The 15,005-nt window shown below is 60.7% G+C and carries 14 protein-coding genes; 3 read left to right on the top strand and 11 right to left on the bottom strand.

Annotation, left to right across the window (positions count from 1 at the left end; translation table 11 throughout):
• Nucleotides 1-34 precede the first annotated feature (34 nt).
• The 9 genes from CUJ84_RS29805 to CUJ84_RS29765 all read right to left on the bottom strand — a co-directional run bounded on the left by CUJ84_RS29805 (nucleotide 35) and on the right by CUJ84_RS29765 (nucleotide 8,547).
• A complete protein-coding gene (locus tag CUJ84_RS29805) occupies nucleotides 35-934 on the bottom strand; it encodes an RDD family protein (protein WP_105009261.1) in 900 nt (299 codons plus the stop codon).
• Nucleotides 931-2,007: a stage II sporulation protein M gene (locus CUJ84_RS29800; protein ID WP_105009260.1), complete on the bottom strand. Its 1,077-nt coding sequence runs from the start codon at nucleotides 2,005-2,007 to the stop codon at nucleotides 931-933. The genes CUJ84_RS29805 and CUJ84_RS29800 overlap by 4 nt, the downstream gene beginning before the upstream one ends.
• A complete protein-coding gene (locus CUJ84_RS29795) occupies nucleotides 2,007-3,326 on the bottom strand; it encodes a DUF58 domain-containing protein (RefSeq protein ID WP_105009259.1) in 1,320 nt (439 codons plus the stop codon). The genes CUJ84_RS29800 and CUJ84_RS29795 overlap by 1 nt, the downstream gene beginning before the upstream one ends.
• A complete protein-coding gene (locus tag CUJ84_RS29790; protein WP_018071512.1) occupies nucleotides 3,327-4,283 on the bottom strand; it encodes an AAA family ATPase in 957 nt (318 codons plus the stop codon). It lies immediately after the preceding gene.
• Nucleotides 4,270-5,544, bottom strand: coding sequence for a DUF4350 domain-containing protein (locus CUJ84_RS29785; RefSeq protein WP_105009258.1), 1,275 nt, complete (start codon nucleotides 5,542-5,544; stop codon nucleotides 4,270-4,272). The genes CUJ84_RS29790 and CUJ84_RS29785 overlap by 14 nt, the downstream gene beginning before the upstream one ends.
• A complete protein-coding gene (locus CUJ84_RS29780; protein ID WP_105009257.1) occupies nucleotides 5,537-6,292 on the bottom strand; it encodes a hypothetical protein in 756 nt (251 codons plus the stop codon). Before CUJ84_RS29780 ends, CUJ84_RS29785 begins: the two co-directional genes overlap by 8 nt.
• A gap of 3 nt (nucleotides 6,293-6,295) precedes the next feature.
• On the bottom strand, nucleotides 6,296-6,742 hold the full coding sequence (locus CUJ84_RS29775; protein ID WP_105009256.1) for a DUF805 domain-containing protein: 447 nt from the start codon (nucleotides 6,740-6,742) through the stop codon (nucleotides 6,296-6,298).
• Between the two features lie 206 nt (nucleotides 6,743-6,948).
• Nucleotides 6,949-7,395 carry a DUF805 domain-containing protein gene (locus tag CUJ84_RS29770; protein WP_105009255.1) on the bottom strand — a complete coding sequence of 149 codons (447 nt, stop codon included), beginning with the start codon at nucleotides 7,393-7,395 and terminating at the stop codon, nucleotides 6,949-6,951.
• Between the two features lie 246 nt (nucleotides 7,396-7,641).
• Nucleotides 7,642-8,547, bottom strand: coding sequence for an NAD(P)/FAD-dependent oxidoreductase (locus CUJ84_RS29765; protein WP_105009254.1), 906 nt, complete (start codon nucleotides 8,545-8,547; stop codon nucleotides 7,642-7,644).
• Nucleotides 8,548-8,678: 131 nt separating this feature from the next.
• Here CUJ84_RS29765 and CUJ84_RS29760 point away from each other — a divergent pair, with 131 nt between their 5' ends.
• Together CUJ84_RS29760 and CUJ84_RS29755 are read left to right on the top strand one after the other, a co-directional pair.
• On the top strand, nucleotides 8,679-9,134 hold the full coding sequence (locus tag CUJ84_RS29760; RefSeq protein ID WP_105009253.1) for an Rrf2 family transcriptional regulator: 456 nt from the start codon (nucleotides 8,679-8,681) through the stop codon (nucleotides 9,132-9,134).
• Nucleotides 9,135-9,553: 419 nt separating this feature from the next.
• Nucleotides 9,554-11,344: an ABC transporter ATP-binding protein gene (locus CUJ84_RS29755; protein ID WP_105009252.1), complete on the top strand. Its 1,791-nt coding sequence runs from the start codon at nucleotides 9,554-9,556 to the stop codon at nucleotides 11,342-11,344.
• 132 nt (nucleotides 11,345-11,476) lie between these two features.
• Here CUJ84_RS29755 and CUJ84_RS29750 read toward each other — a convergent pair whose 3' ends face one another.
• Entirely contained in the window at nucleotides 11,477-11,956 is a 480-nt protein-coding gene (locus CUJ84_RS29750) for a class I SAM-dependent methyltransferase (protein ID WP_105009251.1), read from the bottom strand.
• Nucleotides 11,957-12,127: 171 nt separating this feature from the next.
• Here CUJ84_RS29750 and CUJ84_RS29745 point away from each other — a divergent pair, with 171 nt between their 5' ends.
• Nucleotides 12,128-13,354, top strand: a complete 1,227-nt coding sequence (locus tag CUJ84_RS29745; protein ID WP_199788868.1) for a DUF3095 domain-containing protein — start codon at nucleotides 12,128-12,130, stop codon at nucleotides 13,352-13,354.
• On the opposite strand, the gene CUJ84_RS29740 is transcribed toward CUJ84_RS29745, so the two are convergent.
• Nucleotides 13,344-14,681: a nucleotide sugar dehydrogenase gene (locus CUJ84_RS29740; RefSeq protein ID WP_105009249.1), complete on the bottom strand. Its 1,338-nt coding sequence runs from the start codon at nucleotides 14,679-14,681 to the stop codon at nucleotides 13,344-13,346. The two genes, CUJ84_RS29745 and CUJ84_RS29740, sit on opposite strands and share 11 nt — an antisense overlap.
• Between the last annotated feature and the right edge of the window lie 324 nt (nucleotides 14,682-15,005).

Below are 15,005 nucleotides of genomic sequence, written 5' to 3'. Positions count from 1 at the left end.
TGCCACTTTCCATGCCCAACGCATTCACCCCACCTCAAACAAGTTTCTTCGCCTCTGATCGCGAATGCTCATGATATTTGTTTTCGCGAAGCGTGCCGAAAAGCTTCAAGCTTTCCAGATGCTCGCGCTGGGCCCGATAGAACTCGTTGAGGAAGTGCAGCTCCCGGCCGGGCTTCACGGTGTCTTCATACCGGATCCTTCGGGTAATGGTTCGCACGATCTGTTCGATCTCCTTATAGTTGGACCTCTTTGTGGAGTCGCGAAGCACGTCCTCCAGCGTCTGCAGCTCATACTTGCCGTAGACATCGAGATGTTCCGGCAGGAATTCGAATTCCGCCTGCGTCGATGCGGCGGCAGGAGCAGATAGCACGAGATCGGAGAGCAGCACGGAGCGCGGAGTGTCGACCACCAGGGTGCCGGCGATGATGTCGCCAAGCCTTTGCCGGCGTCGGTTGGTGAAGGGGACGATGACCACCGCTAAAAGCCAGAGGCTCGTGAGACCGTTTTCCCAGGCCGACTGCGTGCCGACCGAAGCCAAAAGGCCCATGGGGGCGAAAATCTCGACCTGTTTCATCAGGTTGCGTGCGGTCACCTGGTGCGGCGTCAGCCGCCGTCCGTCCATGTTGATGACGCGGATGCCCGTGATTCTCTTTCCGAGCGTGCGTCCGTTCCAGATGAGCTCCGAGAGAATGTAATAGGGGGTCTGCACCAAAAAACCGAGCATCACCATGAGCATCGCCTCCGCCGTCATAGGCAGCACGCCTGTGAAGATGATGGCGGTGGCAAAGATGAATATGATGATCGAGGTGAAGACGATGTCGAGGAATTGCGCGCCGAAACGGGTTCCGATCGAGGCAATGGCGAAGGTGATCGGGACGCCTTCCGGCGGGATGAACTGCTCGGTGCGCCTGCCGTCGGTGACTGCCTGGCTCATCGCATGGCCTCGCGCGAAACCTTGCTTTGGCGGCCTCCAAGCAGCAGCCAGCCTACCCAGAAGAGGCCCATCCCCCAGCCGATAGCGATGCGCCAGAGCGGATCCTGAATCAGCTGACGCAGGAACCCTTCGATGAAGGCTGCCACGATGAGCATCAGCGCCGCCAGGATGGCGAGCTTGACGGCATCATGCGCCTGGTGGCGCAAGGCTTCCTTTCGCGTTCTGGCACCGGGCAGGAGAACGGCAAGTCCGAGCCTTGCCCCACCCGCGCAGGCAATGGCGATGGCCGCAAGCTCGGTCACGCCGTGGATCGAGAGCCAGGCGAAGACATCGTAGCCCAGCCCTCTGCGATAAAACATCGCGAAGAACGCGCCGAGGATCAGACCATTGTAAAAGGTCAGGATGAAGCTCGGCACCGACACGAAAACACCAAGCGTGAAGATCAGGATGACGATGGTGGTGTTGTGGGAAAAGAGAAAGGCGGAAAATGCGGCCAGCCGGTCGCTGTCATGCCCTTCATCGCCATAGATGGTCGAGCGGAGGTAATCGGTCGAGGCATCAGGCGTGCGCTGGTCGGCCATCTCCGGCGGCACCAAGGTATAGAACCAGCTTGGGTCGTTGGTGCAGAGCCTGTAACCCGCCAGCGCGCCCAAAATGAGCGCCAGGAAGCCGATGAACAAAGGCAGGGCCGAGCGCCGCACGGCCTGGGGAATGCCGTGCAACAGCAGGCGCGACATCAGGCCGCCCAGGCTTTCCTGCGGAGCGTAGACGACGAGATAGGCCCGGGCGCAGAGGCTTTCCAAATAGGCGATCAGGGCGCGATCGAGAGAAATATCGCGCGCCACGCTCAACGAGTTCATCGCCTGCCTGTATCCGGTGGCGAGATTGCGGACTTCATCATAGCCGAGTGTGGCTGCGCCCCCTTTCTCGGCACGCGTCACCAGTTCGTCCAGTTGACGCCAGTGTACCTCGCGCTCCAGCCGGAAGCGGGCCGAACGAAGCGTATCGTTCTGAACGGTGCCGACATTGACTGTCGCGCCCCTATCCATCCTGCCGTCGATACCGATATCCATCATATCATCTCACGGGATTTGATTTCGATGTAGCGCGCAATGAGATCCGAAGTCAGTGCCTCCGGCGTGCTGTCGAGGCAAAGCACCCCGAGACGCGCCAGCTTTTCCATGACGGCGCGCCTTTCGTGAAGAATCTGGCGCGCCGCAACCGAGCGAGCGACGGCATCGAGCGTCGTTTCCTCGGGCTCGATGAGCTTCCCCAGCATCGGATCGCGCAAGGCGACATAGACGACGAAGTGATGCCGGGCGAGCACCTGTATGTTCTCGATCATCAGCTCCGCCGTGATGGTGTCGACGAAATCGGAGAATATCACAACCAGCGACCGTCGCTTCAGGCGTCCCGACAGGTGGGTCAGCCCCAAAGTATGGTTGGTCTCCTGGGTTTCGTAGCGCAGCCCGGCGCACACCGTCTGCAGTCGCGGAAAGGCTGCGCGTCCGGGCAAGGCCGGCACGAAGAGACGCGGACGGCTGTCGAAGCTATAGAAGCCGACGAGATCGCCGGCAAGGCCTGCGCCCCAGCACATGGCGAGCGCTGCATTGATGGCGCGATCGAGCTTCGTGAAGCCGGCAAGCTGCTCGGCCATCAGCCGCCCGGAATCGACGCAGAGGATGATCTGGTGGTTTCGTTCGGCCCTCATCTCGCGCACGACGAGACTGCGCATGCGCGCCGACCGCTTCCAATCGATGCTGCGCGGATCCATGCCGCTTACAAATTCACGCAGCTGGTGGAACTCCGATCCCTCGCCGCGCAACCGCAAATCTTTCTGGCCGGCCTCCAGCGGCAGGATCTGGGTCTTGATCGCTCCCGACAGCACCGGCGATATGTCGGGCTGGACAGCGATCTCTTGCCCGACGGGCATCTTCGCGATGATCTCGAGCAGCTTCAATCGCGATGGCCACTTCAGCCATAGCGCGTTGACCGCGTATCGTCCCCGCCGGGTCAGATGAAGGTCCAGAGAGGCCTTGACCTCTCCTTCTCCGGCACCCGATGCAGGGTTGAGCCATCTGATTTCGTCGACGACCAGCTCGGGAGCGAGATCGAGCCGGATTTCGATTTTCCGGGACAGCGCGCCCTTCTGCGACCGGATGCCGACCGTAAACGCGGCGGTGTGGCCGACAAAGCCCTGCGGCGGCAGATCGAAATCGACCGTCATCCTGCCCGCCAGGTTGGAGATGACCAGATCGGCGACGGTCAGGGCTGCAAGTGCAAGCCACATGAGGAGCAAGACGTAGCTCATGTCGCGCCACCACACGCTGGTGAAGATCGTCACCGCGGCTGATATCAGAACGAGCGCGATCAGAGTGGAGGATGGCCGCATTTAACGGGGCGCATCCACGCGGTTCATGATATTGCGCAGCACCTCGTCCGGCGTGCGCCCATCAATTTCCGCGGAGGGCGAAAGCACGATGCGATGGCGCAAGGCAGGCACCAGCAACGCCTGGACATCGTCTGGCAAGCCGTAATCCCTTCCCTCGAAAGCCGCGCGCACGCGCACTGCCGATGCAACAGCGTCGGCCGCGCGGGTGGACGCGCCGTAGAGAATGTCGGGATCGGAGCGCGTGGCGCGCACCAGGTCGACGATGTAGGTCAGGATCGTGTTGTCCAGACGGATCGCATCGATCAACGCCCGCCCCTCGGCAAGTGCCGCGCTTGTGACAAGCGGACGTATGCCGGCATTGCGCAGGTCTGATTTCAGCGCCTGCGTCGCGTGTTTGGAGAGGATGGCAATTTCCGTATCGCGGCTGGGAAAATCGACGACAAGCTTGAACAGGAAGCGATCGAGCTGTGCTTCGGGCAAAGGATAGGTGCCCTGCTGCTCGATCGGGTTTTGCGTGGCAAGCACGAAGAAGTCCGGCCCCAGGGAATAATCGGTTCCATCAAGCGTGACCATTCGCTCGTTCATCGCCTGCAGCAAAGCCGATTGCGTCTTCGGGGGGGCGCGATTGATCTCATCGGCCAGCAGAATGTCGGTAAAGACCGGGCCCTTGGTCAGGTGGAACTGATTGGTCTGGAAATTGAAGAGATTGACGCCCAGAACGTCGCCGGGCATCAGGTCTGGCGTGAACTGGATGCGACGATATTGCAGCGCCATGGCGGCGGAGACCGACCGGGCAAGCAGGGTTTTGGCCGTGCCGGGCGGACCTTCGACCAGGCAATGCCCGCCGGCAAAGATCGAGATCAGGACGAGATCGATGATCGCATCCTGCCCCTGCACCGCTTTGCCGATTTCGCCACGAACCGCAGCGATAAGATTGCGAAATTCACCTAGATCCAAGGTCAGTGCTCCCCAGCGATTTTCTAAAAATTTCGAGATTGCGGTGCAGATCCGCCCGCGTCATCCGATGTCCACGATCGATCAGCGCCTGCGCTGACGAATGCAATGCCTTCGCCGCCGCCTGATCGCGGCGCGCCAGGCGTTGAAACAGCCGCTCTATGCCCGCCTCGTTTCCGGCTCCGGGGCCGAAGACCAGTTGCGCCTTGTCCGCAAGCAGATGGAGCACGAACTGTCCGGTCATCCGGCCATCATTGCCCGAAAGGCGCAGCAGACGCGCCGTCGCGTCGATCGCGGCGGTCTTCGACAGCTCGATGTTTCCGGATGTCTCGTTCAAGGCAGGCCCGAAGCGATAGGCGCCGCGCCAGAAACAAATCGCGGCGACGACAAACAGCACTCCCCAGATGACGGACAGCGGATAAGCGAAAAACCGCTTGAAATCGGAGGCAGAGCGCTCGTAGGTCCGGCCCTCATCCGCCGGTTTCTTGCTATCCAGGGGCAGGCCGGCCGTATCCAGATAGATTGGCCGCTTCTCGCCCGCGCCGCGCAGCAGCGTGACCAGCGACACGGCAAAGGAGGCGTTGTCGGCCAGAGCCAGTCCGTGATTGTTCAACAGGTCCGGATCCGATAGCAGATAGACGTTGGGGTCGTCCTCACCATGCAGGAGCAATGCACCCGACGGCGTGCCCGCGAGTTCCTCCCAGCCGCTCGGGAGGCTCGACCGTTCGAAGGTTTGTGCCTGATAGAGGGCGATATTGATTGGCTGGCCCGGTTTCAGCTGTGGTTGCGCCACTTCAAAATCGGTGCTGCTGCGGGCGAAGCCAAAATCTGAATAACCGATCTTGTCGAGTTCGCCGCCGATATCGGCGAGATCGGCCAGTCCGGATTTGCCGGCAACACCATCCGTTGAGACACTACCGCGCCATTTCGGCAAAACGATCAGCGTCGGCAGCGCATAGCGGTTTGACTCCCGGATCGGGCTTTCCGGGCCTGCGTCATCCGCTTCCTCGTTTGCCTGAGGTGCGACAGCCTCGGCTTGGCGTATCGACAGGGGAATGATGCGCAGCGAGATTTCCGAACGCGCCCGAGCGACATGAGGGTCGGATCGTACGACAGGGATACCCTTGGCTTGCAGCCACGTTTCCAACCCCTTGTTGCCAAGCGGCGAGCGGTCGAAATCGCTGCCGCGCGAAAGCGCAAAGACTGCCAGAGCCGCCAGCGCAAGCAGCAGCCCCAGCAACAGAAGAGGCCCCGAGTTACGCATTGGCCACTCTGCCTGATGACAGCAAGCCGCGCGCCGTCGTCAGAAGGACGCCGAAATGGCTTTCCGCAAGCGTGCGGCCGCCGTAATGAACGAGTTCCACTGCCGTCAGAAAATTTTCAAGCCTATCGCGTTCGGGCATATTGCTCGGTAGACGGGCGAAAACGGCCCGTTCCGTATCCGAGCGGAAAAGCCGTGTTCCCGTCATATCTGCTGCATGAAGCAGGCAATGTCTGAGCAGCAGGACAAGCGCCTGCCTGCGATCCGCCATGGCGGCAATGCGCTGCAGGAAGTCGCTCGGCTTTTCCTCGGCCTCGGCTGCTGACGTGCGCCAGCTTTCCGGCGCCTCCCCCTGCCGCTTGATGTCGCGTGGAGCAGACGAGAGCAAGACACCGCCATTTCCGAAGCGTATCCACAAGCCGACGGCCACAATGAGACCGACAAGCACGATAGCAACCGCCAGAGGACCGTTGACGACCGGCTCCCGCGGGCTCATCAACGGCTTGCGTTGTGGCGACGATTTTGTCGTATTCGATGCCGGTTCGACCTTTGCAGAGGCGTCGCCATAGACGAGCGTGCAGCGCAATCCGTTCTGCTGGCACTGCGCGGCATATTCGGCTCCGACGGCGCTCTTTTGATGATCGCCGCCCCCAACCTGCTGACTGTCGCTGTCTTGCGCCCAAGCAGGCGAAAACTGAACCGAGGTGGCAAGCAACAGAGCCACCAGCAGGCCGAGATTGCGGATGGTCATTCTCTAGGCAAAGACCTCTGCTCTCGCTTCGGGACGCAGCGGATCCGGCCCGAACCTGTTCGGACCATCCGTGCCCCTCATTACGGAAATAACCGTGATCGCGAGACCCGTAACGGTACCGATATAGGGAACCATGCCCAAGACGATCAGCGCGAGATACCACCAACCGGAAATGTCGCGATCGTGGAAACGGCGAACCTGAAGGGATAATATTGGTAAAAAGATTGCAAGCCCAAACAATCCACCGATCACCATGATGGCGACCACCGCTGACGAAACTCCACCCTGTTGGTCGGAAAAGGCGCCTACCGCCAAAGCCAAAATTACAAGCGCGAGCCCTACCAAGGTATAGAACAGCACGAACCACCAATATTCCGAGCGGGAAGCCCTGCCGGAGAAGGTTGCGTACTTCTGCGTTAAAACTGTCCGAACAGCTTCAGTAAACCCCATTTCAATGCCCCCATTTATGCTGATTCAAGCACGGTGATCCACGGTCTCACCATCGTCTTGCTTGATAGTCATTAAGATGAAAACAGCTACAATTCAAACGTAGAAATTGCAATAAGTCGATTGCTCCAACAGACGCTCGCTGATGCGGAAACTGAATCGTGGCCCAGGAACAGACCCAACAGGCCGACGTTGCGGATGGCCATGCGCTAGGCAAAGACCTCCGCTCGCGCTTGGGGACGCAGCGGATCTGGCCCGAATTTGTTCGGACCTTCCGTGCCTGGAAGCAAGCAGATCACGAGGATCGCGATACCGGCAATGACATTGAAGTAGGGAACGAAGCCGCCGACGAACAGCGCGAGATACCACCAAGCGGAAATATTTCGATCATGGAAACGGCGAACCTGAAGGGCCACCTGTGGCAAAAACATTGCCAGCCAAGTCAATCCGCCGATGAACACGAGGAGGCCGACTGGTGGCGGAACTCCGCCCCGGAAGTCGGAAAAGCTGGAGGTCACAAGACACGCGATTCCGATCGCGAACAGCACCGTGAAATAGAATAAGACAAACCACCAATATTCCGAGCGGGAGGCCCTGCCCGCGAAAGTTGCATATTTCTGCACAAGAGCCGTCCCAACAGCGTCAGTAAACCCCAACTCGATGCCCCCGTTCTGCGTGCTGCGCGTCTGCTATTGTCTCACCACGGTCGTTGAGCGATAGTAGCTGCGGCTGAAAAACAGCTACAATTCAAACGTAGAAATTGCAATAAGTCGGTTACAACGGCTCATTATTTTAGAAGCAATGATTAACGCCTTGAGATTTTCACCTCGGTGACGAGGTGGACGTGAAGGTCCTTGACCTGCTGGGGAAGAATTCAACCCGGTTAACGTGCTGTTTCCGCCTTACGCGGCCGACTGCATGACAAGCGATTGATGGCAGTGCACGCCGGCGAGCACGCCCGAAGCGGAGGCGAGCGTGGCATTGTGCATGGCGCTTGCCGCATCGCCGGCGGCAAAGACACCCGTGATGGTGGTTTCCTTGTTATCCCCTGTCCGGATGACCGGCCCGAACGGGCCGTCATCGAAGGCGCAGCCGAGCTGTTCGGCAACCGGGCTCGCCATCGTCGTTTTCGGCGCGACGAACACGGCATCGAGCGGCACGACGCGGCCATCGGCGAGGCGAACGGCCTCAAGCTTCGGACTGTCGCTCAACAATTCCACGATAGGGCTGGATTCGATCCGGACACCACGGGCCGTCAGCTTCACCAATTGCTCTTCATCGGGCTCGAACAGCGCCTGGGTGAAATAAGTCGTCGCTCCCCAATCCGGGATCATCATGGCCGAATGGGCCGAATGCGGATGGTTTGCCAGAACGCCGAGCTTGCCGCCGCTGACCTCAAAACCGTGGCAATAGGGGCAGTGCAGCACGGAGCGGCCCCACCGGTCCTTGAGGCCGGGGATTTCCGGCAGCGTGTCGCTGACGCCGGTTGCGAGCACGATGCGCGCGGCTCGTTCTTCGCCGCCGTCTTCGGTGCCGACAATGAACGCGTCACCATCCCTCAGTGCCCGGACGACTTTCCCCTCGCGGATGGTGATGCTCGGATAAAGCGAAAGCTGCCGTTTTCCCTCCCTCATGATCGCCGCCGGCGTCTGGCCGTCCTGGCCGAGGAAGCCATGCGACGCTTCAGAAAACCGATTGCGCGGCGCGCCGGCATCAACAAGCAGAACCCGCCGCCGCGCCCGGGCAAGCTGCATGGCTGCCGACAGGCCGGAAAAATTTCCGCCGATGACGATGGCTTCGAACGACATGGAACTCTCCTCTGATATCGAACTCATGACTCAACATAAGTTACGTGATATGCCGCCGTCAAGCATCATGTTACTTGTCTTGTTACGATCCGCTTGCGATAATGACCCTTCCGATCGACAGGAAGAGAACCATGCGCAATGACAGCCGCCTTTCACGCATGCTGCACGTGCTGATCCACATGGATAAGCACCAGCACTCGGCGACCTCCGACATGATTGCCAAGATGCTGAACACCAATCCGGTCGTCGTCCGCCGCACCATGGCCGGCCTTCGCGAACAGGGTTACGTCCGCTCCGAAAAGGGCCATGGCGGCGGCTGGACGCTGGTGCGTCCGCTGTCTGAGATCACCCTGCTCGACGTCTACCGCGCCATTGGCGAACCGCATCTCTTCGCCATCGGCCCAGCCGACGATCAGCCGGAGTGTCTTGTGGAACAGGCGGTGAATGTCGCCCTCGGCGACGCGATGAAGGAAGCCCAGGCCCTGCTCCTGCGACGATTGGACAGCGTGACGCTGGACAAAATCGCCGCCGACTTCGAGGCAAAACTGACCGCGCTCCCGGCCACATCCTATTCCTGCGCTTCCTGAGCGGGGATTACGTCCTGCGGTAGTGGAATAACGGCCTTTCTTGATGCCGCTTTTAGCGAATGGGCCGGCCGAACCCTCTCCTCGCAAGCGCACAAGGTGTGTCGTTTCCGCATCACTTTCCGTAAGGTTGCAAATATCCGCTTGGCAATGGCGAAATGCTTCGGTACAAAACGCTCACCGCTTGAGTTCAAACATAAGGGAGGCGTTGCATGCCAGCAATCATCGAAACCTTCCCGTGCGGAATGTCCCGACACTAGGTCATTTCCATTCGCGGCCCGCCTCGAGCGCGCCCGACATGCGGTTTTCCCTTAATTCATAGCCCGATTGATCTGACGCGATTATTTCGTCTCCCGCTTGGGCTGTGCCATCCAACTCTCGATTCTGAGGACCGGACGCCGACACGGCGCCGAGCGATTAAAATGACTCGCAAGAAGCTCGATTTCCGCGCCGATGCCTATCGCCATGTGCTCGGCTTTGTTTTCCATCATTGGCGCCATCGGCCAGTATTGGTGGGCATCATCATCGTGTTGGTCATTGCCAGCACGCTGGCCGAAGTCATGGTGCCGGTTTTTTCCGGCCAGATCGTCGATGCCATTGCCGGCAGCAATGCGGCTGACCGGGCGCTGCGCGCCTTCGTCATCGTCGTGGCTCTGGGCCTGACCAGCGTGGCACTGCGCTGGTTCATCTTCAACGGCATCATCCGGCTGACGCTGCGCACCATGGCGGATGTGACGAATAATGGTTTCCACAAGGTGCAGCGGTTCTCGACCGACTGGCACGCCAACAGCTTCGCCGGTTCGACGGTGCGCAAGATCACCCGCGGCATGTGGGCGCTCGACCAGCTCAACGACCTGCTGCTGGTCGCCCTGCTGCCGTCCATCGTCATGCTGGTGGGCGCCAGCATCGTGCTCGGCAGCTACTGGCCGATCATGGGCCTGATCGTGGCTGCGGGCTCGCTGATCTATATCGGCGTGACCGTGGCGCTTTCCATGGGCTTCGTGTCGCCGGCGGCACGGCTTGCCAATGCCTGGGACACCAAGCTTGGTGGTGCACTGGCGGATGCCATCAGCTGCAATTCGGTGGTCAAGGCCTTCGGGGCCGAGAGCCGCGAAGAGAAGCGACTGGGCCACGTGCTGGCCAAATGGGACAGCCGCACGCGACGGACATGGAAGCGCGGCACATTGAGCGGCACGATCCAGGGTTTCCTGATGGTTTCCATGCAGGCAGGTATTCTGGGAACGGGCCTGGTCATGTGGCGGCAGGGGCTGGCGACACCTGGCGACATCACCTTCGTGCTGGCGATGTTCTTCGTTTTGCAAGGCTATCTGCGCAATGTCGGCCAGGACATCCGTAATCTGCAGCGTGCCGTCAACGACATGGAAGAGCTGGTGCTGCTCGACAAGATGCCGCTCGGCATCGAGGACAAGCCGAACGCCACGCCGATCGAGATTGGCGTGGGCGAGATCGTCTTCGATCGCATCACCTTCCAGTATGGCGCTCATCCCACTCCGCTTTATGAGGACTTTTCGGTCACCATCAAGCCGGGTGAGCGCGTGGGCCTGGTGGGGCATTCGGGGTCCGGCAAGACGACCTTCGTCAAGCTCATCCAACGCCTCTATGACGTCAACTCGGGCGAAATCCGCATCGACGGGCAGGATATCGCGGCGGTCAAGCAATCCAGCCTGCGCGGTCAGATCGCCATCGTGCAGCAGGAGCCCATCCTATTCCACCGCACGCTTGCGGAAAACATCGCCTATTCCAGGCCGAACGCCTCGCGCCGCGAGATCGAGCAGGCGGCAAAACAGGCCAGTGCCCACGACTTCATCATGGACCTTCCCAAGGGCTATGAGACACTGGTGGGGGAACGCGGCGTCAAGCTGTCGGGCGGCGAGCGGCAGCGTGTCGCCATTGCCCGTGCCTTCCTGGCCGATGCACCGGTGCTGATCCTGGATGAGGCGACGTCGAGCCTCGACAGTGAGAGCGAGGTGCAGATCCAGCAGGCCATGGAACGCCTGATGAACGGCCGCACGACGCTGGTCATCGCGCACCGGCTGTCCACGGTGCGAGCGCTGGACCGGCTGCTGGTCTTCGACAAGGGAAAGATCGTCGAGGAAGGCGATCACCAGGCGCTGATCAGGCTCAATAACGGTATCTATCGCCGGCTGTTCGAACGGCAGGCGCTGGAACTGACCAAGGGTCTGGTGGCGTGAACCGAAACGCTACAGCGCCGCGCGTCTTTTCGAGAGCCGCAAAGGACGCTGTAGCACTTTGAATTGCTGGATAATTTTATCCTTAAATCGATTCCGATTTAAGGAATTATGGAGTAGGGCTGATGCTGTCCTTTACGTCCTTCGATAAAGGAAATAACGGCCTTCCTTGATGCCGTCTGGCAGCGGCAGCGCCACCAGCTCGGGATGCTCCAGTGGCAGCCCACTGACGGCGACGCCGTTATGGGCAAGCACGCCGGCCATCAGTTGCGGCAGCCAGGTCAGCGTCACCGCGTCGATCTCGTCATGGCCGGTGCCGATGTCGGCATGAGCAAGTGCCGCACCGATGCCGACGAAAGTCTGGCCGGACTCGCGGATATTACCGGTCACCATGTCTTGTGCCTCTGGTGTCGAGGCCGAATAGGAACGGACTTCCCAGTCGAAAGCGACAATGCGCCGGCCGGGAAAGTTCTCGCGAAGGTGATCATAGGTGCGGCCATTGCCGAGGCCGAATTCCAGCACCGGGCCTTGAATTTCCCCCACCAGATCGATGATCGAGTTCAGAATGTCGCGTTGAGCCGTCAACCGGCGAATGAAGCTGTCGAGGCGGCTCATCTATCCGTATCCGTCATGAAATCGTTAGCGGTCCTGGAGCAATTCCAGCAAAAATGCGGCAGCGGTTTTGCGTCGGAATTGCGTAAAAACAAAAAGATAGGGCGTTTCCCTGCGTCCTGGAAACGAAGAAAGGCTCTAACACATGAAACCGCGCCAAGTCGATTGCCGTAAATGGGAATTGGCGTTGCAGTGGCAACATGGGTCTGTGCTAAGCTCGATGACATGAAAACCGTGACCGACGAAGATTTCTTTGCCGAAGTGCCGCTCTTCAGCGAATTCGAGGGCGTGACCGACGCCGCCAACTACCGGCCGCTGCCGGATGGATGGGTGCTGGCGCTCGCCGACATCGTCGGCTCGACGCAGGCGATCGGTGCCGGCCGTTACAAGGACGTCAACATGGCGGGCGCCAGCGTCATTTCAGCGGTGTTGAATTCCGTCGGCAAGGGCGACTATCCCTTCGTCTTCGGCGGCGACGGCGCGCTGATCGCGCTTCCGGGTTCGCTGGAGGCGGCGGCACGCGACGCCCTTGCCGCCGCGCAGGTCTGGGTCGAGGAAGATCTGAACCTGGTGCTGCGCATCGCCATCGTGCCGGTCGCCGACACCCGTGCCGAGGGCCTCGACGTCCGCGTCGCGCGTTATTCCGCAAGCCCTTATGTCACCTATGCGATGTTCTGGGGCGGCGGCACCAGCTGGGCCGAAAGACAGATGAAGCTCGGCCGTTACGGCATTGCCCGCGCGCCCGCTGGAACCCGCCCGGATCTCACCGGTCTCTCCTGCCGCTGGAGCCCGATCGATGCCCGAAACGGCGAGATCGTCTCGATTATCGCCGTGCCCGGCGAAGGCCGGCCGGGCCGGGAATTTCAAGAGCTCGTCAGCGGCATCGTCGCCATCACCACCGAGCAGAACCGAGACAGCCATCCGGTACCGGCCGACGGTCCGGACCTTGCCTTCTCGCTGCATGGCATCAATCGCGAGGCAAAGGCCACCGCGCCACCCAACCGCCGGTTGTGGCAGAAGCTCTTCATCTTCCTGCAGCTCGGCATCACGGTCGCGTGCTACAGGCTCGGCATTCCGCTCGGCCGCTTCGATGCCCGCCGCTACAAGCGCGACGTCGCCGACAATTCCGATTTCCGCAAGTTCGACGACGGGCTGAAGATGACGATCGACGTCGACGCCGAACACCTGAAGCGCATCGAGACTTTGCTGCAACAGGCGCAGGCCAAGGGTGTGGCCCGCTACGGCCTGCATCGGCAATCCTCAGCGCTGATGACCTGCTTCGTGCCGACGCCGATCGCGCGCGATCACATCCATTTCATCGATGGCGCCGCCGGCGGTTATGCGGTGGCCGCGAGCCAGATCACCGGCAAGTCGCTTTCGGCTGTTTCCGTCACGCCTTGATGACGTGATCGGCCGAGAGGCCGAGCCGGTTGAAGACGTTGCGCGTGTCGATGATCAGCGAGGCGTTTTTTGCGAGCGTCGCATAATCCACCCTGTCGTGGTCGGTCGCGACCAGCACGGCATCGTAGCCGGCAATGGTCTCCGGCGTCAGAGCCACCGATTTGCGGCCCTTCAGCGCCTGGTATTCGCGCGTCGGCGGGATCTCGGCGACGAAGGGATCGTGATAATCCGCCCGCCCGCCACGCTCCTCGATGATCTCGATCAGCCGCAGCGACGGGCTCTCGCGGATATCGGCGACGTTCTTCTTGTAGGCGAGCCCGAGCACCAGCACCCTGCTGCGGCTCAGCGCCTTGCCGGCGCGGATGTCGAGCGCCTCGGCAAGCTTGCCGACGACATGACGCGGCATTGCCGAATTGATCTCGCCGGCAAGTTCGATGAAGCGGGTCGGCAGCTCGTATTCGCGCGATTTCCAGGTGAGGTAGAAGGGATCGATCGGGATGCAATGGCCGCCAAGGCCGGGACCGGGATAGAAGGGCATGTAGCCGAAGGGCTTGGTCTTGGCCGCGTCGATCACTTCCCAGACATCGATGCCCATCGCCGCATAGACGGTCTTCAGCTCGTTGACGAGGGCGATGTTGACCGAGCGGAAGATGTTTTCGGTGAGCTTCACGGCCTCGGCCGTCGCATTCGAGGAGACCGGAACGACGGACGATACCGCCGCACCATAGAAGGCCTTCATCAGCGCCAGCGCCTCGTCGCCGTCGCCGGCGACGACCTTCGGGATGGTGGCGGTATGATAATGCTGGTTGCCGGGGTCCTCGCGCTCCGGCGAGAAGCCGACAAAAAAGTCCGAGCCGGATTTCAGCCCGGTGCCTTCGAGAATGACCTTCACCACGTCATCGGTCGTGCCGGGATAAGTGGTCGATTCCAGCACGACGAGCTGACCGGGGCGCAAATGCGCGGCAATCGAGCGCGATGTCGCCTCGACGAAGGAAAGATCGGGATCGCGATGCTTGGTGAGCGGCGTCGGCACGCAGATGATGATGACGTCGCACTCGTCGAGGCCGGCGAAATCGGTCGTCGCCTTGAAGCGTCCCGCGTCGATCTCGGCGGACAGCGCCTCGTCGCTCACCGCGTCGATATAGGAGCGGCGGGCATCGAGAGCCACCATCTTGCCTGGATCGATGTCGAAGCCGGTGACAGCAAAGCCACTGCGCGCCACCGCCATCGCCAGCGGCAGGCCGACATAGCCGAGGCCGATGATGCCGGCACGGGCCGCGCGGGTTTCGATCTTCTGCAAAAGCGTATCGAAGGGGGAGAGGGCCAAGGCGGGATCTTTCAAACGGGGGAAGAGAAGGCTGATCTAATGCATGATCCAGGCAAATTAAACCCGGGCTCCGTCTCTCCGCTGACAAGGGGAGCAGAAAACAGGGCCGCGCCTCCTTGCCATGCTTATCTGGGTGTGGCTGACCGGGTGTGGCGAAAATGACTCGGCGGCGGCCTTTGCTGCAACTTGAGCGCACAAAAAATTGCAGCTCCCATTGTTTCGCAATTGCAGCATCCCTATTTTGACTTTTGATAATGAACCACCTGGAAAGGACTACCCGTCCGATTCCGCTATGGGGAACTGAGGGCGCCGCTGCCGGGCTTT

The organism is Rhizobium leguminosarum, assembly GCF_002953715.1.
GTDB classification, from domain to species: Bacteria; Pseudomonadota; Alphaproteobacteria; order Rhizobiales; family Rhizobiaceae; genus Rhizobium; species Rhizobium leguminosarum_V.
Note: the sequence above shows the minus strand (reverse complement) of the source record. Positions and strands in the feature narration are given on the sequence as shown.

Excerpts from the sequence above, each read along its gene's own strand:
- CUJ84_RS29795 (WP_105009259.1), bottom strand. The coding sequence starts at position 3,326 with ATGCGGCCATCCTCCACTCTGATCGCGCTCGTTCTGATATCAGCCGCG.
- CUJ84_RS29760 (WP_105009253.1), top strand. The coding sequence starts at position 8,679 with ATGCGCAATGACAGCCGCCTTTCACGCATGCTGCACGTGCTGATCCAC.
- CUJ84_RS29750 (WP_105009251.1), bottom strand. The coding sequence starts at position 11,956 with ATGAGCCGCCTCGACAGCTTCATTCGCCGGTTGACGGCTCAACGCGAC.
- CUJ84_RS29800 (WP_105009260.1), bottom strand. The coding sequence starts at position 2,007 with ATGGATATCGGTATCGACGGCAGGATGGATAGGGGCGCGACAGTCAAT.
- CUJ84_RS29785 (WP_105009258.1), bottom strand. The coding sequence starts at position 5,544 with ATGCGTAACTCGGGGCCTCTTCTGTTGCTGGGGCTGCTGCTTGCGCTG.
- CUJ84_RS29765 (WP_105009254.1), bottom strand. The coding sequence starts at position 8,547 with ATGTCGTTCGAAGCCATCGTCATCGGCGGAAATTTTTCCGGCCTGTCG.
- CUJ84_RS29745 (WP_199788868.1), top strand. The coding sequence starts at position 12,128 with ATGGGAATTGGCGTTGCAGTGGCAACATGGGTCTGTGCTAAGCTCGAT.
- CUJ84_RS29755 (WP_105009252.1), top strand. The coding sequence starts at position 9,554 with ATGACTCGCAAGAAGCTCGATTTCCGCGCCGATGCCTATCGCCATGTG.
- CUJ84_RS29780 (WP_105009257.1), bottom strand. The coding sequence starts at position 6,292 with ATGACCATCCGCAATCTCGGCCTGCTGGTGGCTCTGTTGCTTGCCACC.
- CUJ84_RS29805 (WP_105009261.1), bottom strand. The coding sequence starts at position 934 with ATGAGCCAGGCAGTCACCGACGGCAGGCGCACCGAGCAGTTCATCCCG.
- CUJ84_RS29775 (WP_105009256.1), bottom strand. The coding sequence starts at position 6,742 with ATGGGGTTTACTGAAGCTGTTCGGACAGTTTTAACGCAGAAGTACGCA.